The organism is Streptomyces sp. 35G-GA-8, assembly GCF_023534745.1.
GTDB lineage: Bacteria > Actinomycetota > Actinomycetes > Streptomycetales > Streptomycetaceae > Streptomyces.
The window spans coordinates 75,449-101,838 of sequence record NZ_JAMHJQ010000006.1; the positions used below are offsets into that span (position 1 = coordinate 75,449).

The window sequence follows — 26,390 nt, forward strand, 5'->3', positions numbered from 1 at the left end:
CACCGACGGGGTGGTGGCGCCGGCCGTTGCCGTGGGAGCACCCGTGTCAGGCCGCCTTACGGCTCCGGGCGTTCGCCGCGCGGATGATGTCCGCGTAGTGATGGCCGCTGCCCTTGATGGTGCGCCGCTGCGTCTCGTAGTCCACATGGACCAGACCGAAGCGCTTGTCGTAGCCGTACGCCCACTCGAAGTTGTCCATCAGCGACCAGGCGAAGTACCCGGCGAGCGGGGCACCCTTCGCCACCGCCCGCGCACAGGCCGCCAGATGCTCGTCCAGATACCTGGCGCGCTCGGGGTCGTCGACCGTGCCGTCCGCCGCGACGGTGTCGGGGAAGGCCGCGCCGTTCTCGGTGACATAGACGCGCCGCGCGCCGTACTCCTCGGTGAGCCGCAGCAGCAGCTGCTCAAGACCGTCGGCGTGCACCTCCCAGCCCATATGGGTGTGGCGCGCGTCCGGTACGTCGATCTGCCGGGCGAACGGGGCGGCCCCGGTCGGGTCGTCCCGCACGATCTGACGGAAGTAGTAGTTCAGCCCCAGCCAGTCCAGCGGTGCCGCGATGGTCTCCAGATCGCCGGGGCGCTCGGGCAGTTCGACGCCGTACAGATCGAGCATGTCCTGCGGATAGCCGCGGCCGTGGATCGGGTCGAGCCACCAGCGGTTGGTGTGGCCGTCGGCCCGTACCGCCGCCGCGCGGTCGGCCTCGCTGTCGCTGGCCGGCTCGATCGGGCTGAGGTTGTTGACGATGCCGATCCGGGCGTCCGAGGAGGCCGCGCGCAGCGCCGAGACGGCCAGACCGTGTCCGAGATGGAGATGGAACGAGGTGCGTACGGCCGCCGTGAGATCGGTGATCCCCGGCGCCATCGTGCCTTCGAGATGGCCGATCCATGAGGAACACAGCGGTTCGTTGAGGGTCGCCCAGTCCTTGACCCGGTCGCCCAGGCGCTCGGCGACGACGGACGCGTACCGCGCGAAGTGCTCGGCGGTGTCCCGTACCGGCCAGCCGCCCCGGTCCTGGAGCGCCTGCGGCAGATCCCAGTGGTAGAGCGTGGCGAACGGCGTGACGCCGGCCTCCAGCAGGCCGTCCACCAGCCGGTCGTAGAAGTCCAGACCGGCCTTGTTCACCGGTCCGTCGCCGCCGGGGACGATCCGTGGCCAGGCGAGCGAGAAGCGGTACGCGTCCACGCCGAGCCGCTTCATCAGCCCGATGTCCTCGGGCACCCGGTGGTAGTGGTCGCAGGCCACATCGCCGTTGTCGTTGTTGTCGATCGTGCCGGGGGTGTGCGAGAACGTGTCCCAGATCGAGGGGGCACGGCCGTCCTCGGCCACGGCTCCCTCGATCTGGTACGCGGCGGTGGCGACGCCCCAGGTGAAATCGTGGGGAAGGGCGTTGAGGTCGTTCACGGACTGCCTTTCTGGAGGATTCACTTCACGGCGCCCGCGGTCAGGCCGGCGACGAGGTAGCGCTGGAGGAGAAGGAACCCGACGACCACCGGCACGCTGACGACCAGCGAGGCGGCCATGATCTGGTTCCAGTAGACGTCGTTCTGGGTGGCGTAGCCCTGGAGGCCGACGGCGAGGGTCCTGGTGGTGTCGTTGGTCATGACGGAGGCGAACAGGACCTCGCCCCACGCCGTCATGAACGCGTAGACGGCGACGGCGACGATGCCGGGGACCGCGGCGGGCACGACCACCCGGAACAGGGCGCGGATGGGTCCGCAGCCGTCCACCATCGCGGCCTCGTCGAGCTCCCTCGGGATGGAGTCGAAGTATCCGATCAGCATCCAGATGGAGAACGGCAGCGAGAACGTCAGATAGGTGAGGATCAGACCGCCGCGCGAGCCGTACAGCTCGACGCCCGTGCTGTTCCCGATGTTCACGAAGATCAGGAACAGCGGAAGCAGGAAGAGGATGCCGGGGAACATCTGGGTGGAGAGCACCGTGACCGTGAAGACGCGCTTGCCGCGGAAGCGGTAGCGGCTCACCGCGTACGCGGCGAACACCGCGATCACCACCGACAGTACGGTCGCCGAACCCGCCACGATCAGCGAGTTCACGAAGTACTTGGCGAGCGGGACGGTCTTCCAGATGTCGAAGTACGGGCGGATCGTGAAGTTCGTCGGGAACCACTCGAACTTCCCCGAGACGTCCTGGAGCGGCTTGAGCGAGCTGCTGACCATCACATAGACGGGCAGCAGCGCGAAGGCCGCGAGCGCCGTCAGGATGACGCGGCGCGTCCAGAGGAACGACCGCGGCGGTGCCATGGGAGACCTGGGCCTAGACATCCGAGCCCTTCCTTCCCCGTGAGGTGAGGACCAGATAGACCGCCGTGACCAGCAGCAGGAAGAGCAGCAGCAGGACGGACATCGCGGATCCGGAACCGAAGTTCCAGGTGACGAACGACGACTGGTAGATATGGATCGAGATCAGATCCGCCGCTTCCGGCGCCGACTTGCCGAACAGCACATACGGCGTGTTGAAGTCGTTGAACGTCCACAGGAACAGCACCAGCACCAGCACCTGGTTGACCGGGCGCAGCGACGGCAGGGTGATCTTGCGGATCTGCTGCCAGATGCCCGCTCCGTCGATGGAGGCGGCCTCGTAGAGATCGCGCGGGATGTTCTGGAGAGCCGCCATCAGCATCAGGAACGCGAAGGGCCAGGACTTCCAGAGCGAGACGACGACCAGCGCGACGAAGCTGTTGTTGCCGATCAGCCAGAACGACGGCTTGTCGGTGAGGCCGAGCTGGTCGTACAGGAGGTGATTGATGAGGCCGTTGTCGTGCTGGAACATGAACGCCCAGGTGATCACCGCCGCGTACACCGGCAGGGCGTACGGGACGAGGAAGATCGTCCGCAGCACACTCCGGCCGCGGAAGTTCTCCTGGAGCATGATCGCCGCCGTCACACCGAACAGCCAGGACAGCCCGACCGAGAGCACGGTGAAGGCGCAGGTCACCAGGAACGAGTGGAGCAGCGCCTGACCGATCGGGGCGTCGAAGTCGATGGCGATCTTGTAGTTGTCGAGACCGGCGAAGGGCGAATTGCCCCAGTTCCGGATGAAGAACTGGGTGAGCTGCCGGAAGCTCACCCAGATGCCGATCACCATCGGGATGAGGTGGATGAGCAGTTCGAGCACGACGGCGGGCAACAGCAGGAGATAGGGCAGTCCGCCCTGACGGATCCGGTCGGGGATGCGCGGCAGACGTCGTCCGCGCGCACCCCCGCCGTCCGTCTTCTCCGTATCGCCCGCCTCGCGCCCACTGCTGGGTGTCAGGGTGGCGGTCATGGGGAGAGCCTCACTGCGCCATCTGCTGCTGGGCCTTGGTCAGGGCCGCCTTGACGGATTCGGTGGTCACCGGCTTGCCCGCCGCGGCGTCGGCGAACAGACCCTTGACGGCCGTGCCGACGGTCGTCTCGAACTGGGACTCGTTCGCGACCTGGGGGAGCGGCGCGGCGCTGGTGGCCAGCGTGTCGCGCAGGACCTTCACGTCCGGGGCGGAGAACGCCGGGTCATCCTGCGCGGCCTTGACGGGCGGGACCGCGCCGAAGGTCTTGTTGAGCAGCTTCTGTTCGGCGTCGCTCGTCATGAACTTCACGAACTTCTTGGCGCCGTCGATGTTCTTGGTGTTCTTGAACACCGCGATGTTGATGCCGGCGACCATGGAGTTGAGGTTCTGGCCGGTGCCCGGGGTGCCGGACGCGACGGGTACGGGAGCGACGCCCCAGTCCTCGGGCTTCATTCCCTGGGCGGCGAAGGTCGTGGCCGCGGCCTGCCACAGGACCATGGCCGTCCTGCCCTTGGCGAAGTCCTGGAGGGACTGGTTCTGGGCGTACTCCGCGTTGCCCGGAGCGATGATCTTGTCCTTGGCCATGAAGTCGACGTACTGCTTCACGGCGGCGACGGCGCCGTCCGAGGTGAAGGTCGGCTTGCCGGACGTGTCGAAGAAGTCGGCTCCGTGCTGCTTGCCGAGGGCGAAGACCTGGTGGATGTTGTTCGAGAGATTGGAGCCCTCGGCGCCGAGCGCCCACTTGCCGTCCTTGGAGATCTTCTTGCCGTCGGCGATCAACTGGTCCCAGGTGGCGGGCGGCTGCGAGATCCCGGCGTCGGCGAACATCTTCTTGTTGTAGTAGAGCGCGTACGCGAGCGAGTACAGCGGCACGGCGGCGGGGTCCTGACCCTCCGCGCCCGTCGAGGCGACCGCCGAGTCGACGAACCGGTCACGGCCGCCGATCTCGTCGAAGTTCTTCTGGTCCCATGGCAGCAGCGCGCCGGTGGCCTGGAGCGAGGCCGACCAGGTGTTGCCGATGTTCAGCACATCGGGGCCCTGTCCCGAGGTGGTGGCGGCGAGGATCCGGTTGAGCAGGTCGGACCAGGGGACCACCTCCAGCTTGACCTTGATCCCGGTCTCCTCCTCGAACTTCTTCAGTTCGGGGGTGAGTATCTTCTTGTCCGCCTCGATGCTGGGTCCCTGGTTGGACGCCCAGTAGGTGAGCGTCTTCGGCGACTCGTTGCTGCCACCGCCGGACGAGGATCCCCCGCCGCATCCGGCGACGGCGGTGAGGGCACTGGCGAGTGCGATGGCTGCGGCGGCTCTGGCTTTGCGCATGAGAGGTGGCCCCTTTCCGGGGATGGCTGCGTTCGAGAGTCGAACGGCCTCCATGACTTAATTTATGACGTGATTTAAGAGGTGAGCGAAGGTCGCGTCAAGGTCTGTGACCGGGGTATGTTGCGTCGAGGGAAGGAGCAACATGGCAGAACGCAACAGACGGACGGTGCGTGACCTGCGCAGGGGGAACCGTGCCCGGGTTGTGCGACGGTTGTATTTCGACGGCCCGCTGAGCCGCCAGGAGCTCGGTCCCGCCACCGGACTGAGTTCAGGATCCATCAGCAACGTCGTTGCGGAACTGGCCGCCGAGGGCCTTCTGGAAGAAGCCGGCGTGGTCGACTCGGACGGCGGTCGTCCCCGTACCCTGCTGCGGGTCGCCCCCGGCGGAGGTCTGCTCATCGGCATCGACATCGGTGAGACCCGCGTCCGGGTCGAGCTGTTCGATCTGTCCCTCACCGAACTGGCCCGCACCGACCGGCTGCTGGGCCCCGCCCGGCCGCAAGGCCCCGCCCGGCACGGCTACGACGTCGAACGCATCGTGAACCACGTCAGGATCGGCGTCTCCGATGTCCTGCGCGACGCCGGCGCCGACCCGGAGCGGCTTCTCGGCATCGGCATCGGGGTCCCCGGCATCATCGAGCGCGGCGGCCCGGCCGGAGCCACGGTCCACGGTCCCACCATCGGCTGGCACGCGGTGCCCTTCGAGAAGCTGCTCCGGGCCGTCCTCGAAGTCCCCGCCGAAGTACCGCTGTTCATCGACAACGGCGCCAAGACCCTCGGCCAGGCCGAGATGTGGTTCGGCGGCGGCCGGGGCGCGGGCACCGCCGCCATCGCCCTCATCGGCTCCGGTATCGGCGCGAGCGTCATCCATGGCGGCGCCCTGATCGAGGAGAGCGGCCGGAGCAGCGCCCTCGAATGGGGCCACACCACCGTGCGGATGCGCGGCCGTCGCTGCCGCTGCGGCTCCATCGGCTGTCTGGAGGCGTACGCCGGAGCGGAGGCGCTGCGCGAACGCTGGTACGAGGCGGGCGGTTCGCTCCCCGAGGACGCGGACGACGAGACCGCGCTCGCCGCCCTGCTGGTCGCGGCCTTCCCCGGACCCGGCGGGCCCCCGCCCGACCCGCTGGCCGTCTCGCTCCTGGACGACACCGCGGAATGCCTGGGCGCGGCCATCGGCGATCTGATCAACCTGTTCCTGCCCGAGCGCATCCTGCTCGGCGGCTGGGCGGGGCTGCTCATCGGCCCGCGTCTGCTGCCCGCGATCCGGCGCCACGCGGAGCAGTACGCACTCGGCCACGCGGCGGCGCGTACCACGATCGAGCTGGGCGAACTGGGGCCTGACGCGGTCACGGTCGGCGCGGCCACGCTGCCGCTCGCCGCCTTCCTCGCGCGGGGCGGGAGCCGCCCGAGCGTTCCCGGTCAGTCGGGTCCGGCGGAGCCCGGCGGGGCGGCGGCGCCGCAGCGCTGGCGGCGCGCGTCCGCCGCTTCCGCTTCGGGGGAGCCCTCATGACCGGCGCGGCCCCGGACTGAACCGGCCCGGAGAGAACCGGCCCGGACAGAACCGGATCCGCGGTGCGGACGGGGTACGTACGCGGAGCCTCAGGCCGATCCGCGTACCACCAGCGACGGCTCGAAGATCACCGACGTCACCGCGCGGTCCGATCCGGCGAGCCGGTCGAGCAGCAGCCGGGCCATCTCCGCCGCCATCTCCTCCACCGGCTGTCTGACGGTGGTCAGCGGCGGCCGGCACGCGGCGGCGGCGCTGCTGTCGTCGAACCCGATCACCGCCACATCCTCGGGCACCCGTCTGCCGTGCTCCCGCAGTACATGGCAGGCACCCACCGCCATCAGGTCGTTCGCCGCGAACACCCCGTCCAGATCCGGGTGTTCGGCCAGCAGCCGGGCCATCGCCGCCTCACCGCTCTCCTGGGTGAACCGGCCCTCGGCGAGGGGGAGATACGGCTGCCCGGCGCGCGCCATCGTGTCGCGGAAACCCGCCAGCCGGTCCTGTCCCGCGGGCACGTCCAACGGGCCGGTGATGGTGGCGATCCGGCGGCAGCCGCGCGCCAGCAGATGTTCCGCGGCCAGCCGCGCGCCGTCCTGGTGGGCGAGATCGACATAGCTGATCCGGGTGGGCCGGGAAGGGCGCGCGTACAGCACGGCGGGCAGCCCGGCGTCCGTGATCAGGGCGGGCAGCGGATCATCGGCATGGGTCGACACGACCAGGGCGCCGTCGGCGCTGCCCTGACGGAGATACGAGACGACCTCGTCGCGGGCGCGCGAGGTCTCGGCGAACATCAGGACCGGATACATCCCGCGCGGCCGAAGGTAGTTGACGACCCCCGTCACCACCCGGCCGAAGAACGGGTCGGCGAACACCTCGGCGGTGAAGGAGGATCCCGCCCCGCCGTCGGGCTCGTCGGTATGGCGCGCGACGCCGTCGCCGTCCTTCGGTCCCGCGGGGTGGGGGGCGGCGGCCTCGTCCTCCGGAGCCGGGTCGTCCCCCGCGCCCGAGACCACCAGGGCGATCGCGTCCGTACGACGGGTGACCAGGGAGCGGGCCGCGCGGTTGGGGGTGTAGCCGGTCGCGGCCACCGCCTGGCGTACGGACTCCTGTATCACCGGGTCGACATTGCGGACCCCGTTGACGACCCGTGAGACCGTGGCGCGGGAGACTCCGGCCGCTCGCGCCACATCCTCCAGCGTGGGTGAACCGGCCGGTCTCGGGTCTTCCGTCATGCCCCCATTTATAGCATCAGCGGAGAGCGCTCTCCGCTGCCGCCCCCGGTGACCGTCCCGGTGGCGCCGACGCCGTGATCACCGCGCTGAGCGGCAGGTCTCCGGCCGACCGGCCGCCCCACAGCAGCAGTTCGCCCGGGACGGTCTCCCGGCGATGACGCTCCGCCGACCAGCGCTCGGTCGCCCGGCCGTCCACCCGTACCACCGCGACGACTTCCTCGCCCGGGTCCGCGACGACCGCCGTGTATCCGACGAGCCGCCGCGCCGCCGGCTCGCGCGCGGGCGAGGGCCCGGCCAGATAGAGCTGGACCACCTCGCGGCCCGGTCTGCGGCCGGTGTTGCGCAGCCGTATCCGTACCTCGAAGGGCTCGCCCGCGATCACCCCGGACGGCGCCTCCATCGCCCCGTACGACCAACTGGTGTAGCCCAGACCGTGGCCGAACCAGTGGGCGGGCGGCACACCCGAGCGCAGCCAGGCCCGATAGCCGATGTACGGGCCCTCGGAGTAGTGGAGTTGGCCCCGCTCCGGGCGGGTGCGCAGGACGGGCACGTCCTCCTCGGCCGCCGCCCAGGTGGTGGGCAGCCGGCCGCCGGGCTCGGCGCGGCCGAACAGGACGTCGGCCAGCCCGTCCCCGGCCTCCTGCCCCGGGAACCAGGCGAGCAGCAGCGCGGGCACCTCGGCGCGCCAGGGGAGGACGACGGGACCGCCCGCGTTGAGGATCACGACCGTACGGGGATTGGCGCGGACGACGGCCCGTACCAACGCGTCCTGGCCGCCGGGCAGTGCGAGCGTGTCACGGTCGCGGCCCTCCGACTCGCTCTCCTCGGTGGTGCCCACGACGACCACCGCGGCGTCCGCGTCCCGGGCCGCCGCGACGGCCGAGGCGAGCGCCGTCGCGGCGTCGCCCGGGGGCGGGGCGGCGGCCAGGATCGTCGCGATTCCGGTACCGGCGGCGAGGCCGCGCCTGGCGACCACCTCCACCTCCTGGCCGGCGGCCAGCGCGGTACGTACGCTCCGGTACGGCGGGGCGACATGGACCCGGGTCGGATCGTCGGAGTCCAGCGGGAAGGTGCCGGACAGCAGGGTACGGCCCGCGACGGAGAGGGAGAGCGGCCCCCAGCCACCGACCGCGAGCGTCCACTCGCCTTCCCGGCGGGGCCGGATCAGGGCCCGGATCTCCACGGTCCGCGCGCCCGGCACCCTGGCCGGTTCCACGATCCGGCCGGACAGCCGGTGCTCCGCGTGCAGTTCGGCGCCGTCCTCGTCCAACAGCCTTACCAGCACGCCCGGTTCACCACTGACCGGATCGCGGGTGAACGGCCCGTCGGTCCCGGCAGGATCCAGCGGCCGGGGCAGCGCGCTCGGGGGCAGGCCCGCGCGGTACGTCACCTCGGCGGCCCCGGCCAGCGCCGCTCGGATGCCGTCCAGTGGGGAGACCCGCGAGGCGGGGAACACCTCCGCGCTGCCGCCGCCCTGGATCCGTACCGCCGCGGCATGCGCCCCGATGACCGCGACGGAGCGCAGCCGGGCCGGGTCGAGCGGCAGCAACTCCCCGTCGTTGCGCAGCAGCACGGCGCCGGCCGCGACCGCCCGGCGCAGCAGCGCGCGGGGAGGGGTCTCGGGCGCGATGGCGAGCCGGGCCGTCGGCCGCCGCACCCGGGGCGGATCCCCCAGAGCGCCCACCCGGTCGGCCAGCCGCAGCAGTCGCCGTACCTTGTCGTCGATCCGTTCCATCGGGACGAGCCCCCGCTCCACGGCGGCGCGCAGCCCGTCGGCCCATGGACCGCCGGGCCCCGGCATCGCCAGATCCTGCGCGGCGCGGGCCGTGTCGAGCAGGGTGCGTACGGCGCCCCAGTCGGAGACGACAGGGCCGTCGAACCCCCACTCGCTCTTGAGCGGCCGGGCCAGCTGCGGCGCCGCGGCCATCGTGACCCCGTTGACCCGGTTGTACGCGGACATCACCGCCCAGACGCCGGCGTCCACGGCGGTCTCGAAGGGGGCGAGATAGACCTCGCGCAGCGTCTGTTCGTCCACCCGCACATCCACGGTGAGCCGGTCGGTCTCCGCGTCGTTGGCGACGAAGTGCTTGGCGGTGGCCGCGACTCCACCGGACTGGACGCCGCCGATCAGCGCGGCGCCGGTGCGCCCCGTCAGCAGCGGGTCCTCGGAGAAGCACTCGAAGTGCCGTCCGCCCAGCGGTGACCGGTGCAGATTGAGGGTGGGCGCGAGCAGGACGTCGACGCCCTTGCGCCGGGCCTCCGCGGCGAGCAGTCCGCCCAGTTCGGCGACCAGTTCCTCGTCCCAGGCGGCGGCGAGCGCGGTGGGGGAGGGCAGGACGAGCGAGGTGTCCCGCTCGTCCCAGGCTTCGCCCCGTACCCCCGTCGGCCCGTCGGAGAAGGTGATCGCCCGCAGCCCGATGGCCGGTTCTGCGTGCGTACGCCAGTTGCTCGCGCCCGTCAGCAGACGCACCTTCTGTCCGAGATCCAGCTTCTCCAGCAGATGGCCGATCTCCTCGTCGGTCATGCCCGTCCCGTCCATGCCTGCCCCCTTCGTGCGATGGGAGAGCGCTCTCCAGCTCCCCTCGCACAGATTCCCCGGACCCCCGTCGCCATGTCAACGGCGGCCAATACGCGGTTCCTTGAGACGCGAACGGGTCCGGGGTGGCACGCTGAGTACGCGGCGTTCGCCGGGGAGTAGCTGAGGTCTTGTCATGATCTGTGCCAAGCCTCTAAGTTGGCCGCTTGTGACATGTCCTACAGCCAGTGGGGGAGCCCAGCCATGGTCGCAACCGGTCGGCACCGCCGATACCAGCCGAGCCGTATCAACCGCGCGTCCCTGACTCTCACGGCCGGTGGCGCGGGGATGGCGCTCCCGTTCATCGCCGCGGGTACGGCACACGCCGCCTCGGTCGATGTCTGGGAGAAGGTAGCGGCCTGCGAGTCGACGGGCAACTGGCAGATCAATACCGCCAACGGCCACTTCGGCGGGCTCCAGTTCACCCAGTCCACCTGGGAGGCGTACGGCGGCGGGAGCTACGCCCCGCGCGCCGATCTCGCGACCAAGGACCAGCAGATCGCCGTCGCGGAGAAGGTGCTCAAGGGGCAGGGCCCCGGGGCCTGGCCCGCCTGCTCGGTCCGCGCGGGACTGACCCGGGGCGGCGACGCGCCGGACATCACACCGGACGAGGCCCGCGACGCGGCGAACGCGCCCCGTACGGCGACCCGGAAGACCAGCGGCCCGGTCCAGGCGAAGAGCGCGTCGGTCGCACGCGAGAAGGCGTCGCCCACCTCCGTGCCGACGCAGCGCGAGGGCTACACCGTCGCCCGTGGCGACTCGCTCTCCGAGATCGCCGTCGACGAGTCGGTCAAGGGCGGCTGGCAGCGGCTGTACGAGGAGAACCGCCGGCTCATCGGCAGCGACCCGGATCTGATCTTCCCCGGCCAGAAGCTCGTCCTGCACGTTCTGGCGCCGTCGAAGGGCAGCGCCTCCGCTCAGCCGGAGGCGAAGCCCGCCCCGGCCGAGAAGCCGAAGCAGACGGCGAAGCCCGTCGTCCAGCCCAAGCCCGCCGCGTCGAAGCAGGCGGAGAAGCCGAAGGAAGCCGAGAAGCCCGAGGAAGCCGAGAAGCCCAAGCAGGCGGAGAAGCCGAAGGAGACCGAGAAGCGCGAGGAGGCCAAGGAGCCCGTCCGCGCCGAGAAGCCCAGGACGGGCGGGGCCAACGCCCCGGTCTCCGCCTCCACCGGCACGCAGTACCGCCAGTCCGGCTCCTGGGCCAGCGGCTATCACACGGGGGTGGACTTCCCGGTCCCCACCGGCACGTCGGTGAAGGCCGTCGCCGCCGGACACGTGGTCTCGGCCGGCTGGGAGGGGTCGTACGGCTACCAGGTCGTCATCCGGCACGCGGACGGCAAGTACAGCCAGTACGCGCACCTCTCCGCGCTCAATGTGCGCGAGGGCCAGCAGGTCGGCAGCGGCCAGCGGATCGCGCGGTCAGGATCCACCGGCAACAGCACCGGACCGCATCTCCACTTCGAGATGCGTACGGGGCCGGGGTACGGATCCGACATCGACCCCCTCGCCTACCTGCGGGCGCGCGGCGTCAGGATCTGACGGGGACGGGGACGGGGACGGCGACGAGGCGAGACGCTCGGTGGTGAGCAGGATCAGCCCGCCCGCCGCGACCACACCCGAGCCCAGCGCCAGGACCGTACCGAGCACGTCGTAGCTGAACCGCTCGTCGAACAGGGTGAGTCCCACGGCCGCGGCGACCACCGGATTGACGACGGTCACCGTGGCCAGCGGCGCGGCCAGCCCGGCGCCCCGGTAGGACGCCTGCGACAGCAGCAGCCCGCAGACCGCGAGTACCGCGATCACCACCAGGCTCGGCGCCCGCACGGTGGGCGTCTCGGACGTCCAGTCCACGGCGACGGTCTTGGTGAAGACCGAGGCGATCCCGAACGCGACACCGGCCGCGCCCGCCAGCAGCATGCTCCGCACGACCGGGCGTCCCACCACCCTCGCGACCAGGAAGAGCAGCCCCACGACGCCGACCGTGCCCGCGGCCAGCATCAGCCGCTCGTCGCCGTCCGGCGACCGGGAATCGGCGCCGTCGGTCAGCGCCAGCAGTCCGGCCAGCCCCACGGACGCCATGATCGCGCCCCGCCAGGCGGTGTGCCCGGCCCTGCGGCCGACGAAGAGCGCCGCCATGGGCAGCGCGAAGACGATGGTGAGCGCACCGAGCGGCTGGACGAGGCTGAGCGGCCCGTACGCCAGCGCGACGACATGCAGCACCGCGCCCAGGCCGTTCAGGGCCACGGCGGCCCACCAGACCCCGTGGTGCAGGGGTGCGTACGGCCGGTCGGCGGTGTCCGCCGCGACGCGTTCCTGGAGGATCGCCCCGGCGGCATAGGCGACCGCCGACACCAGGGACAGCAGCACGGACAGCGCGAGTGCACTCATGGAGTCACGATCTCTTGCCGGCGTGATTTCGGCGTCGTCCTGGAGAGGTCATTTCGGCGTACTGCCGTCGTAGTACACAGTGAGGCCGGATGTAGTCCTATGGATGGGGTGGACGGGATGGACCGAGGGGACGGAACGGACCGGGTGGACGGTACGGACCGGAGCGGGCCGGTCGACCTGGGGCCCGTCCTGGCGCGGGTCGCCGACGTGGGCGGGTTCTTCGCCCTGCGCGCGGGAACACCCGCCGCCCGGCATGTCCCGCTGGCCCGGGTGTACGCGGGCGACCTCGCCCCGTTGACGGCCCGCGTCGACAGGGTCGCGGCCCGGCTGCGCGCACCCGAGCGCAGGATCGGCGCCTCCGTGGCACAACTCGGCCTCGCGGCCCGGCTCTGGTCGATCGCGCTCGGCAGCGCCGTACTCGCCGATGTGGTCCCCGATCTGGACCCGGACCGGCTCCACTGGGATCCGGGGACGACCTCCCCGGACGATCTCGTGCTGACCGGCCCCCGCGCGCTGCCCGGCACCGCCGAATCGGTGCGCCGGACGGTGCAGTACGGCCATCTCGTCCCGCTCGGCGAGGCCCTGCGGCGCGATGGCCGGATCTCGCCCCGGCTGCTGTGGGGAAACGCGGGTTCCGCGCTGGCCGGAGCCGTGCGGGAACTGACCGTGTGGGGAGAGGGAAACGGGCGGCCGGAGGTGGCGGAACGGGCCGGGGAACTGGCGGCCGACCTCTTCGCCCACCCGGACCTGCGCGGCACGGGCGGCGGCGTGGCCGGATCGTTCCGCCGGCGCAGCTGCTGTCTCTACTACCGGTGCCCGTCGGGCGGACTGTGCGGGGACTGCGTCTTCGACCGGCCGCCCCGGCGGTCTTCCGCGCGAACGGTTTCCGGGTGACCATGACAGGGCTGCGATCGCCGGGCGAGAACGGGGGGATGGCGTGAGACTCGGGCTGCTCACCCGCGAGTATCCGCCGGACGTCTACGGCGGTGCCGGCGTCCATGTGGAGTTCCTGGCAGGGGAGTTGCGCTCCCTGACCGAACTGGAAGTGCACTGCTGGGGCGGCGCCGACGCGGCGCCCGCGGCCGGGGTGGTACGCCACCGGGCGGCCGCCGGACTCGACGGAGCGAATGACGCCCTGCGCACCTTCTCGGTGGATCTGGCGATGGCCGCCGCCCTGGAGGGCCGCGAGTTGGTCCACTCCCACACCTGGTACGCCAATCTCGCCGGCCATGTCGCCAAGCTGCTGTACGGCATTCCGCATGTGATGACAGCACACTCCCTGGAGCCGCTGCGCCCGTGGAAGGCCGAGCAGTTGGGCGGTGGTTACGCCCTCTCCAGCTGGGCCGAGCGCACGGCCGTCGAGGGCGCGGACGCCGTCATCGCCGTCTCCCGGGGCATGCGTGAGGACATACTCGCCTGCTATCCCTCGCTCGACCCGGACAGGGTGCGGGTCATCCACAACGGAATCGACACCCGGCTCTACCGTCCCGACCCGGGGACCGCCGTACTGGACCGGATCGGTATCGACCCCGACCGCCCCTTCGTGCTCTTCGTCGGCCGTATCACCCGCCAGAAGGGCGTCCCGCATCTGCTGCGCGCCGCCCGCGCCCTCGACCCCGGCGCCCAGCTGGTGCTGTGCGCGGGCGCCCCGGACACCCCCGAGATCGGCGCCGAGTTCCATGAGCTGGTCGAGGAGCTGGGGCGGACCCGCGACGGGGTGTTCTGGATCCCGGAGATGCTGCCGCGTCCCGAGGTGATCCAACTCCTCACCCACGCGGCGGTGTTCGCCTGCCCCTCGGTGTACGAGCCGCTCGGCATCGTCAATCTGGAGGCGATGGCGTGTGGCACGGCCGTGGTCGCCTCGGCGGTGGGCGGCATCCCCGAGGTCGTGGACGACGGGGGTACGGGCCTGCTCGTGCCGTACGACGAACGCCACCCGGAAGCCTTCGAGTCCGCTCTCACCGAAGCGCTCAACCGCGTGCTCGACGATCCGGAGTCGGCGGCCCGGATGGGGGCGGCGGGCCGGCGGCGCGCGGTGCGGGAGTTCGGCTGGGACCAGGTGGCCCGCCGCACGTACGCGGTGTACGAGGAGCTTCTCACGTCCGGATAGGTACGGCACAGGTACGGCACACGTACGGCGCAGGTACGGAACAGGTCCGAACAAAGGGAGCGGCCATGCGCGGTGGACCTTCGGTGCTCGGGATCGTACTGGCCGGCGGGGAGGGCAAGCGTCTGCTGCCGCTCACCGCGGACCGGGCCAAACCGGCGGTGACGTTCGGCGGTACGTACCGCCTCGTCGACTTCGTCCTCTCGAACCTCGTGAACGCCGACATCCTGCGCATCTGCGTGCTCACGCAGTACAAGTCGCACTCCCTGGACCGCCATGTCAGCACCACCTGGCGCATGTCCAGCCTGCTCGGCAACTATGTGACCCCGGTCCCCGCCCAGCAGCGGCTCGGACCGCGCTGGTATCTGGGCAGCGCGGACGCGATCCTCCAGTCCCTCAATCTCGTCCACGACGAACAGCCCGACTACATAGCGGTGTTCGGCGCCGACCATGTGTACCGGATGGACCCGCGCCAGATGCTCGCGCAGCACATCGACAACGGCGCGGGCGTCACCGTCGCCGGAATCAGGGTGCCGCGCGCCGAGGCCGCGTCCTTCGGTGTCATCACGCCCGCCACGGACGGCACGCAGGTACGGGGCTTCCTGGAGAAGCCGGCCGACCCGCCGGGCCTGCCGGGCGACCCCGATCGGGTGTTCGCCTCGATGGGCAACTATCTCTTCACGACGAAGGTGCTGGTCGACGCCCTGCACCGGGACTCCGAGGACGAGAACTCCGTGCACGACATGGGTGGTTCGATCCTCCCGATGCTCACCGAGCGCGGCATGGCCCAGGTCTATGACTTCCAGGACAACCATGTGCCGGGCGAGTCACCGCGCGAGCACGGCTACTGGCGGGACGTGGGCACGCTCGACTCGTACTACGACGCCCATATGGATCTGATCTCGCACCACCCCGCCTTCGATCTCGACAACCGCCGCTGGCCCATCTACACCCACTCCGGCCAACTCCCGCCCGCGCGCTTCGTGTCGGGCGGTATCGCGAGCGAGTCGATCGTCGGCCCCGGCTGTGTCATCCGGGGCCAGGTCACCCGCTCCGTGCTCTCCCCGGGCGTGGTGGTGGCGGAGGGCGCGGTGGTGCAGGGCTCCGTGCTGCACGACAACGTACGGGTGGGACGCGGGGCGGTGGTGCGCGGCTCGATCCTCGACAAGAACGTGGACGTACCACCGGGCGCGACCATCGGCGTCAACCCTGGCCGCGACCGGGAGCTGTACACGGTCTCCGGGAACGGGATCATCGCACTGGGCAAGGGCCAAGTGGTCGCCTGACCCCTCGCCCGACCTCCCTCAGGGCCTGTCCGACCCCGTCGTCGCGCGGCCAGGGGGCTCGCCAGGTGTCCTGTTCACCGATCGATGCGTACGGAACCGGCCGTGCTCTGTCCTGACCCTGGACAGCGGGCGGAACGGCATGCTGTCATGCCAACTGCCGTTCCTTCCAACGTTGTACAGAACCCCACGACGAGCCGCTATCTCAGTGGAGGACATGTGCGCATCCGAAGAAAACTGGCCCTCTTGCTCGCCGCGGTGCTGGGCTTCGGGGGACTCGCCGCGGTCCCGGCGGCGTCGGCCGCCGACGACACGGCCGAGGCCCACGGGCTCAAGGGCGAGTACTACACCCAGTCCGCCCCCGGAGCCTTCGACTTCCATGAACTCAAGGCCACCGCGTTCGACCCGACCATCGACTTCGCCAATCTGGAACCGCGGCTGACGGCCGCCACCGGGCAGGCCGACGATGTCACCGTGCGCTGGACCGGGAAGATCGTGCCGGCCACCACCGGCCCGCACACCTTCTCGATGATCGGCGACAACGGATTCCGGCTCTGGATCGACGGCCGGCTCACCATCGACCACTGGGTCGACGACTGGGACAAGGAACAGACCTCCCCGCCCGTCGAACTCACCGCGGACCGCGCCTACGACATCAAGGTGGAGTACTTCGAGCACTACGGCGGCTCCAACCTCCACCTGAGGTGGACCGAGCCCGGCGGTGGCAAGCGACCGGTGCCCCAGTCCGCGTTCCGGCTGCCCGACGGTTTCGCGTACGACGGCGCCACCGCCGCCACCGTACTGCCGGACGGCCGCACCCTGCGGCTCGACTTCGTCCAGAAGCTCGCCGCCCCGCCCGCCGGACTCGTCTCCCATCTCAGCGCGATCATCGGCGGCGCGGCCTGGCCGCTGGGAAGTGTGAAGAGCGATCCCAAGGACGCCAGACGGCTGCTGGTCACCCTGAAGGAACCGGTCGTCGGCAAGGGCGGCTCCGCCGATCTGCGCTACGACGGCGAGGGCGGCCTCGCCGCCCAGCAGGGCAAGCGGGTCGCGGCCTTCTGGAGCAGCGGGCCCAACACCTCGGAGTACCAGCTCTCCACCCCCTGGGCCAAGGAGGTGGGCCCGGGGAACGCGCTGCCCGAGTACCCCCGGCCGCAGTTGACCCGTGACTCCTGGCAGAACCTCAACGGACAGTGGCAGTTCGCCGCCGCCGAGAAGGGCGAGCGCCCGCCGGTCGGCACCACACTGCGCGAGCGGATCCTCGTCCCGTACCCCGTGGAGTCGCAGCTCTCCGGGATCGAACGGCACGAGGACCGGATGTGGTACCGCCGTACGTTCACCGTGCCGCCGAACTGGCGGATAGGCCAGGACAAGCGACTGAACCTCAACTTCGACGCCGTCGACTGGCAGACCGAGGTGTATGTCAACGGCACGAAGGTGACCGAGCACAAGGGCGGCTACGACCGGTTCACCGCCGATGTGACCGACGCGCTGAAGCCCGGCCGTACCCAGGAGCTGATCGTCGGCGTCTACGACCCGACCGACGCCGCGGACGGCGAGAACCCGCCCGTCGGCAAGCAGCGCCTGGACCCGAGCGGCATCTGGTACACCCCCTCCTCCGGAATCTGGGGGACCGTCTGGATGGAACCGGTCGCCGCCGACCATGTCGGCTCGCTCGGGCTCACCCCCGATGTGGCGGGCGAGAAGCTCGCCGTCGAGGTACGCGGGATTCGCGACGGTGTGCCGGTCACGGCCACCGCGTACGACGGCAAGCGCAAGATCGGCACGGTCACCGGCCGCACCGGAAGCACCCTGAACGTGCCGGTACGCGACCCGCGCCTGTGGTCGCCGGACGATCCCCATCTCTACCGGCTGGAGGTGACGGCGGGCAAGGACAGGGTCGGCAGCTACTTCGGGATGCGCTCCCTCACGGTCGAGAAGGTCGACGGTGTGCCGCGTACGGTGCTCAACGGCACGCCGACCTTCCTCATGGCCACACTCGACCAGGGCTTCTGGCCCGACGGGCTGCACACCGCGCCGACCGACGAGGCGCTCGCCTACGACCTCAAGATGCATAAGAAGCTCGGCTACAACTCCGTGCGCAAGCACATCAAGGTCGAGCCGGACCGGTGGTTCTACTGGGCGGACCGGCTCGGGCTGCTGGTCTGGCAGGACATGCCGGCGATGAACACCATCACTCCGGACGCCGCGTCCCGTGCCCAGTACGAGCACGAGATGAAGAGGATGATCGACCAGCACAGCAGCAGCCCCTCGGTGGTCATGTGGGTCACCTTCAACGAGGGCTGGGGCCAGTACGACCAGGCGCGGATCGCCGACCAGGCCAAGGCGTGGGACCCGTCCCGGCTGGTCAACAACATGAGCGGGGTCAACTGCTGCGGCGCGGTCGACGGCGGCAACGGCGACATCGCCGACGCCCATGGCTATCCGACCCCGCAACTGCCCGCGCCCGACGGGAAACGGGCGCTGGTCAGCGGGGAGTACGGCGGACTCGGGCTCGCGGTGCCCGGCCACGCCTGGCCGGTGCAGCACACCTATGTAGGCGTCGACCAGGCCGCGTACACCGACGCGTATCTGGCCCAGCTCGGCAACGTCCGCAAGCTCGCCTGCCAGGGGAGCAATGGGGCGGTCTACACCCAGATCACCGATGTGGAGGGCGAGCTGAACGGACTGCTCACCTACGACCGCAAGGTGATGAAGCCCGATGTCGAGCGGCTCAAGGCGGCGCACGACGCGCTGATCCGTGATGCCTCCGACCCGGCGTCGATGGAGTGCGCCACGTCCTGACGCGCCTGGGGCGTTTCTTCGGCCCCGGCCCGCCCGCATCCGGGGCGGGCCGGGGCTCGCGCACGCGCGGGCTCACGCGCGCCGGCGGCGCGGCCACGTGAGCACGAAGCCGCGTGAACGAGGCCGCATGAACACTGTGTGACCTCGGGAATAGGCTGACCGGTGATCCACCTTGAATCTGCTGTCGCCGAATCCGACATGGGCGGAGCGGCGACGCAAGCCACCGGTCAGAGCGAGGAGCCTCGATGCCCAAGGCCACGTCCAAGGCGTATGTCTTCACCCGGCACGGCGGTCCGGAGGTGGAGACCTTCGTCGACCGGCCGACGCCGAGCCCCGGCCCCGGCCAGTTGCTGGTGGCCGTACGCGCCGCGGGTGTGAACCCCGTCGACTGGAAGCTGCGCGGCGGTTACCGCCGGCCCGGCTCCGCGCCCGCCTCGCTGCCCGAGACGCTGGGCAGCGAGGTCGCCGGTGTGGTCGAGGAGATCGGCCCGGACGTCGAGGGCTTCGCCGTCGGCGACGCGGTCTTCGGCTCCACCCTCACCGGCGGATACGCGGAGCTCACCCTGCTGCCGGTCGGGATCACCGCGCACAAGCCGGACGCGCTGTCGTTCACGGACGCGGCCGTGCTGCCGGTCGCGGCGGCGACCGCGTACGACGCCGTGCGCCAGGCCGATCTGCCGGCCGGCGCCACCCTGCTGATCACCGGCGCCGGCGGGGGAGTGGGCGTGGCCGCCGTACAGCTCGCGCGCGCCTCCGGCGTGCGGGTCATCGGCACCGCGAGCGCGGGCAAGAAGGAGTTCGTCGAGTCCCTGGGCGCGGTCCATGTCCCGCCGGGACCCGACCTCGCCGCGCGGGTACGGGCCGTGGCGCCCGACGGTGTCGACGCCGTCCTCGACCTCGTCGGCGGCGATGTCCTGCGGGACGCGGCCGAACTGCTCGTGGACCGTACGAAGCTGTTCAGCGTGGCGGACAAGGCGACGGTTCCCCAGCTGGGCGGCGCGGTGGTCGTCCGGCAGCGGACCGCCGCGGTCCTCGACGAGGTCGCGAAGCTCGTGGTCAGCGGCGCCCTGCGGCCGTTCGTGACCAGGACCTTTCCGCTGGAGCGCGCGGACGAGGCGCTGCGCGCGGTCGAGGCCGGGCATGTCCAGGGGAAGATCGTGATCGAGGTCGGCGCATGAGCGGCACGCCCGGTTCCCTGTCGCGCACGCCCGCGCCGCGCACGCCCTCGTCCCGTGCGCAGGAGCCGTCCCCGGCCCCTACGGCGGAGCCGCCCCCGGAGGTGCCGGGCCACCCGCTGGACCATCCCACGCTGGCCTCGCTCACCGGACCGCACGCGCACTTCGCCGAGCGGCGCGGCCGGCTGCTGCGCTATCCGCCCGACGTCTCGCCGTGGCTGGCGCTGCCCGACGCCCCCGACGCCGCGGACTGGGCCGACGCCGCCGCGCTCGCGGGCCCCGGCGGAGCCCTGGCGCTCGCGGGCTACCGGGTTCCGCCGCCCGACGACTGGGAGGTCACCTTCAGCGCCGACGGAGTGCAGCTCGTCGGCACCGACGTCAGAAGCGTTCCGGACGAGGAGGCCGTCCCCCTCTCCGCCGCCGACGTACCGGAGATCCTCGACCTGGTGGAGCGCACGCAACCGGGGCCGTTCCTGGCGCGCACCATCGAGATGGGCACCTATCTCGGCATCCGCCGCGAAGGGGCGCTGGTGGCGATGGCGGGAGAGCGGCTGCACCCGCCGGGCTGGGTCGAGATCAGCGCCGTCTGCACGGACCCCGCGTTCCGTGGCCAGGGCCTGGCGGCCCGACTCGTCCTCGCGGTCGCCCACTCCATCAGCGCCCGTGGTGAGCGGCCGTTCCTGCACGCGGCGGCGTCCAATACGAACGCCATCCGGCTGTACGAGTCGCTCGGCTTCCGGCTGCGCCGGACGACGAGATTCCTCGGGGTCCGGGTCCCGGCCGGTGAGTCCCGGAGCGTCGGGACGGCGGCCGGGACCGGCTAAGATAGTGGGATTTTGTTGGCCCCCGGCACATCGGTATGCTCCTGACCTGCGGGAATGGCCGCAAAGCCCAAGAAAAGCCCCATCTGGGACTCCGGCGTACGAGTGACCCCGGTGTACGAGCGATCGAGGAACGGCAACAGCGATGACGGTGACAGAGGACAGCCCGGCGTACGGCGACAGCGGGCCGTACGCCGAGAGCCCGGTGTACGCCGAGGGCCAGGAGTACGGTCCCGGCATCGACCCCGAGCGCATGGCCGTCTGTCTGGCGGTGCTCGACGAGCTCGACAAGCTGGACGTCGACCACCCCGACGCGATCACGGTCCGGCGGGCCACCGCCGGGATCTACCGGACCGTCAAGCAGCGCCGCCGCCAGGAGCGCAGGGCCGCCAAGACCGCCAACGACAAGGCCGTCACCGAAGCCACCGCCACCGGCTCCGCCGAGCGCATCGACGACGAGACCCAGGGCCTGCTGCCCTCCTCCTCGGCCATCGGCGAGATCGCGGGCATACTCCAGCGCCCCCGCTCCTGCTATATCTGCAAGACCCGCTACACCGAGGTCGACGCCTTCTACCACCAGCTCTGCCGGCGGTGCGCCGCCGAGAACCGCGCCCGTCGTGACGCTCGTACGGATCTCACCGGGCGGCGTGCCCTGCTCACCGGCGGCCGGGCGAAGATCGGCATGTACATCGCGCTGCGGCTGCTGCGCGACGGCGCCCACACCACCATCACCACCCGCTTCCCGGGCGACGCCATCCGCCGCTTCAAGGCGATGCCGGACAGCGACGAGTGGATCCACCGCCTCAAGATCGTCGGCATTGATCTGCGGGACCCCGCGCAGGTCGTCGCCCTCGCCGACTCCGTCGCCGCCGAGGGCCCGCTGGACATTCTGATCAACAACGCCGCACAGACGGTACGCCGCTCCCCGCAGGCGTACAGCGAGCTGCTGGCCGCCGAGTCCGCGCCGCTGCCCGCGGGTGAACTCCCCGCCTCCCAGGTCATCGGGGCCTTCGGCAGCGGTGCCCAGGCCGTACTGCCCGCCGCCGGCGCCGAGGCGCTGAGCGCCTCCGATGTCACCGGGCTCGCGCTGGTCGGCGGCTCCGCCACGCTCGCCAGGATCGAGGCGGGCACGGCGATCGATGCCGGGGGCCTGGTGCCCGACTTGCACGACACCAACAGCTGGGTGCAGACGGTCTCCGAGGTCGACGCGGTCGAGCTGCTCGAAGTCCAGTTGTGCAATTCCACCGCGCCCTTCATCCTGATCAGCAGGCTGCGTCCGGCGATGGCCGCGGCCGAGGCGGCCCGTGCCTACGTGGTGAACGTCTCCGCGATGGAGGGAGTCTTCAGCCGTGGTTACAAGGGCGCCGGTCACCCGCACACCAACATGGCCAAGGCGGCCCTGAACATGCTGACCCGTACCAGCGCCCAGGAGATGTTCGAGAGTGACGGCATCCTGATGACCGCCGTCGACACGGGATGGATCACCGACGAGCGCCCGCATCCGGACAAGATGCGCCTGGCCGACGAGGGCTTCCACGCCCCGCTGGACCTGATCGACGGCGCGGCCCGGGTGTACGACCCGATCGTGCGGGGCGAGAGTGGCGAGGATCTGTACGGCTGCTTCCTCAAGGACTACGCACCCGCCAACTGGTAGCCGCGACGGACGGCCGACGGGCTCATCACCCGTCAGGTGGCCCCCGGCCCGGAGGTCATGGGCCGAGTGGCCGGAATTTCACTCGAATGCGAGCCCTATCGAGCGGGTTGGCGCTCATATGGTTACGCTGGTGCGAACGGACGGCCAAGCAGGGGATACACCATCCCCACGGCTGTGCTGGGACAGGCCCACTACCAGGGCCGCGGTCCCGTCCGACAACGGCGCCACCGCGACGGAAACGTGTCCTGTCCCAGAGTTGCGCGACACAGAGGAGTGCGCGGTGACACCAGACCTCACGAAGCACGAGCAGCGTCCGGCGGAGTACGTGGAACGACGCCGCCGGCCCGACAAGAAGCTCGGAAATCTCGAAGTATGGGCCAGGTCGGCTCCGATCAGACTCGCCGGCTACGAGGACGACCTCGCGGAGCCGCACATCCTGCCCGGGATCGACTGACGCACCGGATCGACCGACGCATCGCCGTACGTCCCGTATCCCGCACCGGTCGGGGTACGGGACGTACGCATGACACCCCCGCAGGAGCGCGACCTGGAGGAGCACGACGCCACGCCCCCGGCTCCCACGCCCCGGCCACCGGCGGCGTAGTGCGGGCGGACCGGTCGCGGCCGTGTCCCGCGGCTGTTTCGGTGATCGCCGTGCCGTGCCGACCATCGCCGGCATACCGGGCAGCGCGATCCGGCTGACCAGCACGGATGTCCCGGATCACCCCCCGGACTCCACCATGTTCGGATGCCTCCGACGAGTGCGTACCGCCGCCTGAGCGCGTGCGAGCTCCGGGCCTGCCGCCCCCTCTCCCGCTTGCGGGGTGGAGAGAGTTCCGGCAGACATAGGGGGACATCCATGGAGGAAGAGTCGGGAGATTCTGGTGCGCTCACCCCACCGTCGTCGGTATGTCACGCTCGCCATGCTGTCCGTGGGAATTCTGATCACGGCCGGCTGTGGCGGGGACGAGGGTGGCGAGGACATGGCGAGCGCGGAGGAACTGCTCCTCCAGCCGGCCGACGAGCGGGGACCCGATCCGTTCACCCGGTCCACCGTGAGCCCTGATTCCATGACCGGTCCGGCGGTCCGGACCTCTTCGTCGGACTCCCGGGGCGGCGCGAGCGGCACCGTACGGGCACCGCGCGCCCTGCCCGGCTCCACGCCGGGACTCTACGGCGGCACGGCCGTCGCCAGCTGTGAGGTGGAGCGGCAGTCCCGTCTCCTCACCCAGGACCGGGCGAAGGCCCGCGCCTTCGCGGAGGGAGCGGGTGTCACCCAGGCGTCCGTCCCGGACTTCCTGCGCGGGCTGACCCCCGTGGTGCTGCGGCCCGACATCCGGGTGACGAGCCATGGCTACCGCGACGGGTCCGCCGCCGCCTTCCAGTCCGTACTGCAAGGGGGCACCGCCGTCATGGTGGACAACAGGGGCGTGCCGAGGGTGCGCTGCGCCGACGGCAGCCCGCTGGGCCCGCCGATCGCGGCCAAGGGTTCCGTGCGCTACCGGGGCGAGAAGTGGAAGGGCTATCTGCCCGACCGGGTCGTCGTCATCACCCGCACCCCCGAGGCCGTCACCAGCCTGATCATCGTCGATCTCGCCGCCAACAGCTGGATCGAACGGCAGATCGGCACCGGGGGCCGGCGGGACAAGCCGCCCCAGGTGCCGCCGCGCTACGGGCCGGAGGCCGACATCACGGACCCGGACGCGGTGAAGATGCCGGGGGCCGGTCTGCCCGAGGTGCCCGCGGGTATGGGGGCGGGGTCCGGGGACTCCCAGCAGGGCAGGTCCGCCCCGGACCAGGGGCGGGGTGTGCCCGACCAGCCGCGGGACGCGCCGCTCATGGAGGACGACGGGGTGGTCCCGCCCGACGGGCCGGTGGAGCCCGGGGCGGGCGGCGGACCCGACGGGGACCTCCCGCTGTCCGACGAGGACATCCTGACGGGCCCGGACGACCCCTCGGTGTTCCCCGGCGACGGGTTGTCCGGCCCGTTGCCGGACGGTCCGGGCTCCGGCGGCGAGCTGGTCGGCCCCGACGCGGTCGCCGGCTGACGGGATGGTCCGAGGCTGACAGGACCGCTCGAAGAAACCGACAAATGATGACAGAGTTTCTCCATGGTTGAACGGGAAGCGGGTCCCCTGGCGCTCCCCGACGACTGGCCCGCCCCTCCACGCGTCAGTCTGTCCCTCAACCGGATGGGCACCTTCGACTGGCACCTCGACAGCGGGCTCCTGCATCTCGACGGCCCGGCGCTCGCGGTCCTGGATCTGCGCCCCGACGAGTACGACGGCCGGCTGAGCAGCCTGGAGACGCGAGTGTCACCGAGTGAGGGCAGCCGGCTGAAGGCGGTGGTGGACCGGGCGGTGCGGGACGGCAACGTCACCTGCGGCGCGTACCTCCGTATCCGGCGGCGGGACGGAAACCTGCGCTGGGCGCACACCCAGGGCGCCATCCGCCGTGACCCGGCGGGCCGGCCCTCCCGCGTCATCGGCATCGTCCGCGACGCCTCCCAGGAACTCGCGGACTCGGCCGCGCGACTCGAACTGAGCGCGGTGCGCCGGGTGCGGACGAGTGTCGTCGAGGGCACGGCCGCCGCTCTCGCCCATGCCAGGACCGTCCAGGACGTCATCGACGTACTGAAGGACTCCCACGGCCTGGCACACCTCGGCGCCAGCAGTCTGGTCATGGGGCTGATGGAGGCGGGGCGCATCCATCTGGTCGCCGAGGGCCCCGAGGGCTCCTACGTACCGGGGACGCGGGTCACGCGCACCGACGAGCAGTACCCGATGAGCGAGGTGGTACGGACGCTCGTCCCGTGCTTCATCGAGTCCGCCGAGGAGTTCGCCGAGCGCTACCCCGTGCTCTGGCCGGACATTAGCGGGCTGGGCATCAACGCCGCCGCCTATCTGCCGCTGATCGCCCAGGCGCGGCCCATCGGCGCCCTCGGGCTGCTCTACCGGGAGAAGAGCGGCTTCACCGCCGAGGACCGCAATCTGCTGGTCGCGCTCGGCAGCAGTATCGCCCAGAGCCTCCAGCGCGCCGTCCTCTTCGAGCAGGAACACGATCTGGCCGAGGGGCTCCAGCAGGCGATGCTGCCCCGCCGGATCCCCGCCGTGCCGGGTGCCGAGATCGCGGTCCGCTACCGCTCGGCCCGGCTCGGCCGGGACATCGGCGGCGACTGGTACGACGTGATCCCGCTGCCCGGCGGCCGGGTCGGGGCGGTCATCGGCGACGTACAGGGCCATGACACCCACGCGGCGGCCGTGATGGGACAGCTGCGCATCGTGCTGCGCGCGTACGCGGCCGAGGGGCACGCACCGGCCACCGTGATGGCGCGGGCCTCGGTCTTCCTCCACGAACTGGACACGGACCGCTTCGCGACCTGCACCTACGCGGAGGCCGACCTCACCACCGGAGTGGTCCAGCTGGTCCGGGCCGGCCATGTCGATCCGCTGATCAGGGACACCGACGGCAGCTGCCGCAGACTGCCGGTGCCCGGCGGGATGCCGCTCGGGCTCTCCGCGGCCTTCGGACGGCTCGACTACCCGGTGGAGACGATCGAACTGGACCCCGGCCAGACACTGTTGCTCTACACCGACGGACTGGTGGAGCAGCCGGGCGCCGATCTGGACGATGGGCTGCAACTGCTGGCCGCGCTGGTACGGGACGGTCCGCGCGATCTCCAGCTGCTGGCCGACCGGCTCTGCGAGGTGGTCGACGCGCGGGGCGGCGAGGACGATGTCGCCGTGCTGCTGCTGCGCCGCGGCGGCGCGCGCGCCCCGCGCTCCGGCGGCCGGCTCCAGCAGCGGGTCGCGCAGGGCGACCCGGAGGGGCTGAGCACCGCCCGGCACATGATCCGCGCGGCGGTGGCCGCCTGGGGGGCCAGGGGACGTTCCGACGAGATCGAACTGGCCGCCGACGAGCTGATCACCAACGCGCTGATGCACACCGGCGGCGGGGCCGTCGTGACCGTACGGGTGCTGTCCGGGGTGGAGCGACGGATGCGGGTCGAGGTCGAGGACGGTTCGAGCGCTCTGCCGCACCGCCGGGACGCCGGGTATTCAGGGGTCTCGGGGCGCGGACTCCAGCTCGTGGAAGCGCTGGCGGACGAGTGGGGCGTGGAGTCACGCGGCTGCGGCAAGTGTGTGTGGTGCGAGTTCATCGTGCCGAGCCGACCGTCACGTTGAACGTTTTTCGTCGTTAACTGTAGGTGACTTGATCGTACTTGACCGTAACCGAATAAGG

The 26,390-nt window shown here is 71.1% G+C and carries 19 protein-coding genes; 12 read left to right on the top strand and 7 right to left on the bottom strand.

From position 1 onward, the window contains the following. Positions 1–46 precede the first annotated feature (46 nt). From M1203_RS14625 to M1203_RS14640, 4 genes are read right to left on the bottom strand one after another with little or no spacing between them, the layout of a single operon-like run. A complete protein-coding gene (locus M1203_RS14625; protein WP_249950111.1) occupies positions 47–1,402 on the bottom strand; it encodes a GH1 family beta-glucosidase in 1,356 nt (451 codons plus the stop codon). 20 nt (positions 1,403–1,422) lie between these two features. Beyond that, positions 1,423–2,283: a carbohydrate ABC transporter permease gene (locus M1203_RS14630; RefSeq protein WP_249950112.1), complete on the bottom strand. Its 861-nt coding sequence runs from the start codon at positions 2,281–2,283 to the stop codon at positions 1,423–1,425. Then, positions 2,276–3,286, bottom strand: coding sequence for a carbohydrate ABC transporter permease (locus tag M1203_RS14635; RefSeq protein WP_249950113.1), 1,011 nt, complete (start codon positions 3,284–3,286; stop codon positions 2,276–2,278). The genes M1203_RS14630 and M1203_RS14635 overlap by 8 nt, the downstream gene beginning before the upstream one ends. Before the next feature lie 10 nt (positions 3,287–3,296). Further along, a complete protein-coding gene (locus M1203_RS14640; protein ID WP_249950114.1) occupies positions 3,297–4,607 on the bottom strand; it encodes a sugar ABC transporter substrate-binding protein in 1,311 nt (436 codons plus the stop codon). A gap of 142 nt (positions 4,608–4,749) precedes the next feature. Between M1203_RS14640 and M1203_RS14645 the strand changes: the two genes are divergently transcribed. Continuing rightward, on the top strand, positions 4,750–6,117 hold the full coding sequence (locus M1203_RS14645) for an ROK family transcriptional regulator (RefSeq protein ID WP_249950115.1): 1,368 nt from the start codon (positions 4,750–4,752) through the stop codon (positions 6,115–6,117). A gap of 89 nt (positions 6,118–6,206) precedes the next feature. Here the strand turns inward: M1203_RS14645 and M1203_RS14650 are convergent, their stop codons facing one another. Together M1203_RS14650 and M1203_RS14655 are read right to left on the bottom strand one after the other, a co-directional pair. After that, complete coding sequence (locus M1203_RS14650; protein ID WP_249950116.1) at positions 6,207–7,346, bottom strand: LacI family DNA-binding transcriptional regulator; 1,140 nt, start codon at positions 7,344–7,346, stop codon at positions 6,207–6,209. Between the two features lie 16 nt (positions 7,347–7,362). After that, complete coding sequence (locus M1203_RS14655) at positions 7,363–9,885, bottom strand: glycoside hydrolase family 3 C-terminal domain-containing protein (RefSeq protein WP_249950117.1); 2,523 nt, start codon at positions 9,883–9,885, stop codon at positions 7,363–7,365. A 240-nt stretch (positions 9,886–10,125) separates the two neighbouring features. On the opposite strand from M1203_RS14655, the gene M1203_RS14660 reads away from it, so the two are divergent. Next, entirely contained in the window at positions 10,126–11,454 is a 1,329-nt protein-coding gene (locus M1203_RS14660) for a peptidoglycan DD-metalloendopeptidase family protein (protein WP_249950118.1), read from the top strand. Here the strand turns inward: M1203_RS14660 and M1203_RS14665 are convergent. Further along, on the bottom strand, positions 11,335–12,303 hold the full coding sequence (locus M1203_RS14665; RefSeq protein WP_249950119.1) for a DMT family transporter: 969 nt from the start codon (positions 12,301–12,303) through the stop codon (positions 11,335–11,337). The two genes, M1203_RS14660 and M1203_RS14665, sit on opposite strands and share 120 nt — an antisense overlap. Positions 12,304–12,420: 117 nt before the next feature. Here M1203_RS14665 and M1203_RS14670 point away from each other — a divergent pair, with 117 nt between their 5' ends. The 10 genes from M1203_RS14670 (at position 12,421) to M1203_RS14715 (ending at position 26,332) form a co-directional block, all read left to right on the top strand. Then, positions 12,421–13,197: a (2Fe-2S)-binding protein gene (locus M1203_RS14670; RefSeq protein WP_249950120.1), complete on the top strand. Its 777-nt coding sequence runs from the start codon at positions 12,421–12,423 to the stop codon at positions 13,195–13,197. Positions 13,198–13,240: 43 nt separating this feature from the next. Beyond that, positions 13,241–14,413: a glycogen synthase gene (gene glgA, locus M1203_RS14675; protein ID WP_249950121.1), complete on the top strand. Its 1,173-nt coding sequence runs from the start codon at positions 13,241–13,243 to the stop codon at positions 14,411–14,413. Positions 14,414–14,478: 65 nt separating this feature from the next. Then, positions 14,479–15,696, top strand: coding sequence for a glucose-1-phosphate adenylyltransferase (glgC, locus tag M1203_RS14680; protein ID WP_249950122.1), 1,218 nt, complete (start codon positions 14,479–14,481; stop codon positions 15,694–15,696). A gap of 147 nt (positions 15,697–15,843) precedes the next feature. Beyond that, positions 15,844–18,498, top strand: a complete 2,655-nt coding sequence (locus M1203_RS14685; RefSeq protein WP_283958631.1) for a PA14 domain-containing protein — start codon at positions 15,844–15,846, stop codon at positions 18,496–18,498. A 245-nt stretch (positions 18,499–18,743) separates the two neighbouring features. Then, positions 18,744–19,676 carry an NADP-dependent oxidoreductase gene (locus M1203_RS14690; protein ID WP_249950124.1) on the top strand — a complete coding sequence of 311 codons (933 nt, stop codon included), beginning with the start codon at positions 18,744–18,746 and terminating at the stop codon, positions 19,674–19,676. Continuing rightward, the gene (locus tag M1203_RS14695) at positions 19,673–20,497 is read left to right on the top strand and encodes a GNAT family N-acetyltransferase (protein ID WP_249950125.1); all 825 of its coding nucleotides are present in this window, start codon (positions 19,673–19,675) and stop codon (positions 20,495–20,497) included. Before M1203_RS14690 ends, M1203_RS14695 begins: the two co-directional genes overlap by 4 nt. A 142-nt stretch (positions 20,498–20,639) precedes the next feature. Beyond that, entirely contained in the window at positions 20,640–22,148 is a 1,509-nt protein-coding gene (locus M1203_RS14700; RefSeq protein ID WP_374402975.1) for an SDR family NAD(P)-dependent oxidoreductase, read from the top strand. A gap of 280 nt (positions 22,149–22,428) precedes the next feature. Further along, positions 22,429–22,602, top strand: a complete 174-nt coding sequence (locus tag M1203_RS14705) for a hypothetical protein (RefSeq protein WP_249950126.1) — start codon at positions 22,429–22,431, stop codon at positions 22,600–22,602. Positions 22,603–23,032: 430 nt separating this feature from the next. After that, positions 23,033–24,196, top strand: coding sequence for a DUF6777 domain-containing protein (locus tag M1203_RS14710; RefSeq protein ID WP_249950127.1), 1,164 nt, complete (start codon positions 23,033–23,035; stop codon positions 24,194–24,196). A gap of 63 nt (positions 24,197–24,259) precedes the next feature. Then, positions 24,260–26,332 carry a SpoIIE family protein phosphatase gene (locus M1203_RS14715; RefSeq protein WP_249950128.1) on the top strand — a complete coding sequence of 691 codons (2,073 nt, stop codon included), beginning with the start codon at positions 24,260–24,262 and terminating at the stop codon, positions 26,330–26,332. The last annotated feature ends 58 nt before the right edge of the window (positions 26,333–26,390 follow it).

What these genes read in the sequence shown, in the direction of transcription:
- M1203_RS14630 (WP_249950112.1), bottom strand. Translation starts at nt 2,283, where the DNA reads ATGTCTAGGCCCAGGTCTCCCATGGCACCGCCGCGGTCGTTCCTCTGG.
- M1203_RS14635 (WP_249950113.1), bottom strand. Translation starts at nt 3,286, where the DNA reads ATGACCGCCACCCTGACACCCAGCAGTGGGCGCGAGGCGGGCGATACG.
- M1203_RS14640 (WP_249950114.1), bottom strand. Translation starts at nt 4,607, where the DNA reads ATGCGCAAAGCCAGAGCCGCCGCAGCCATCGCACTCGCCAGTGCCCTC.
- M1203_RS14645 (WP_249950115.1), top strand. Translation starts at nt 4,750, where the DNA reads ATGGCAGAACGCAACAGACGGACGGTGCGTGACCTGCGCAGGGGGAAC.
- M1203_RS14650 (WP_249950116.1), bottom strand. Translation starts at nt 7,346, where the DNA reads ATGACGGAAGACCCGAGACCGGCCGGTTCACCCACGCTGGAGGATGTG.
- M1203_RS14655 (WP_249950117.1), bottom strand. Translation starts at nt 9,885, where the DNA reads ATGGACGGGACGGGCATGACCGACGAGGAGATCGGCCATCTGCTGGAG.
- M1203_RS14660 (WP_249950118.1), top strand. Translation starts at nt 10,126, where the DNA reads ATGGTCGCAACCGGTCGGCACCGCCGATACCAGCCGAGCCGTATCAAC.
- M1203_RS14665 (WP_249950119.1), bottom strand. Translation starts at nt 12,303, where the DNA reads ATGAGTGCACTCGCGCTGTCCGTGCTGCTGTCCCTGGTGTCGGCGGTC.
- M1203_RS14670 (WP_249950120.1), top strand. Translation starts at nt 12,421, where the DNA reads ATGGACCGAGGGGACGGAACGGACCGGGTGGACGGTACGGACCGGAGC.
- glgC (WP_249950122.1), top strand. Translation starts at nt 14,479, where the DNA reads ATGCGCGGTGGACCTTCGGTGCTCGGGATCGTACTGGCCGGCGGGGAG.
- M1203_RS14685 (WP_283958631.1), top strand. Translation starts at nt 15,844, where the DNA reads ATGCCAACTGCCGTTCCTTCCAACGTTGTACAGAACCCCACGACGAGC.
- M1203_RS14690 (WP_249950124.1), top strand. Translation starts at nt 18,744, where the DNA reads ATGCCCAAGGCCACGTCCAAGGCGTATGTCTTCACCCGGCACGGCGGT.
- M1203_RS14695 (WP_249950125.1), top strand. Translation starts at nt 19,673, where the DNA reads ATGAGCGGCACGCCCGGTTCCCTGTCGCGCACGCCCGCGCCGCGCACG.
- M1203_RS14700 (WP_374402975.1), top strand. Translation starts at nt 20,640, where the DNA reads ATGACGGTGACAGAGGACAGCCCGGCGTACGGCGACAGCGGGCCGTAC.
- M1203_RS14715 (WP_249950128.1), top strand. Translation starts at nt 24,260, where the DNA reads ATGGTTGAACGGGAAGCGGGTCCCCTGGCGCTCCCCGACGACTGGCCC.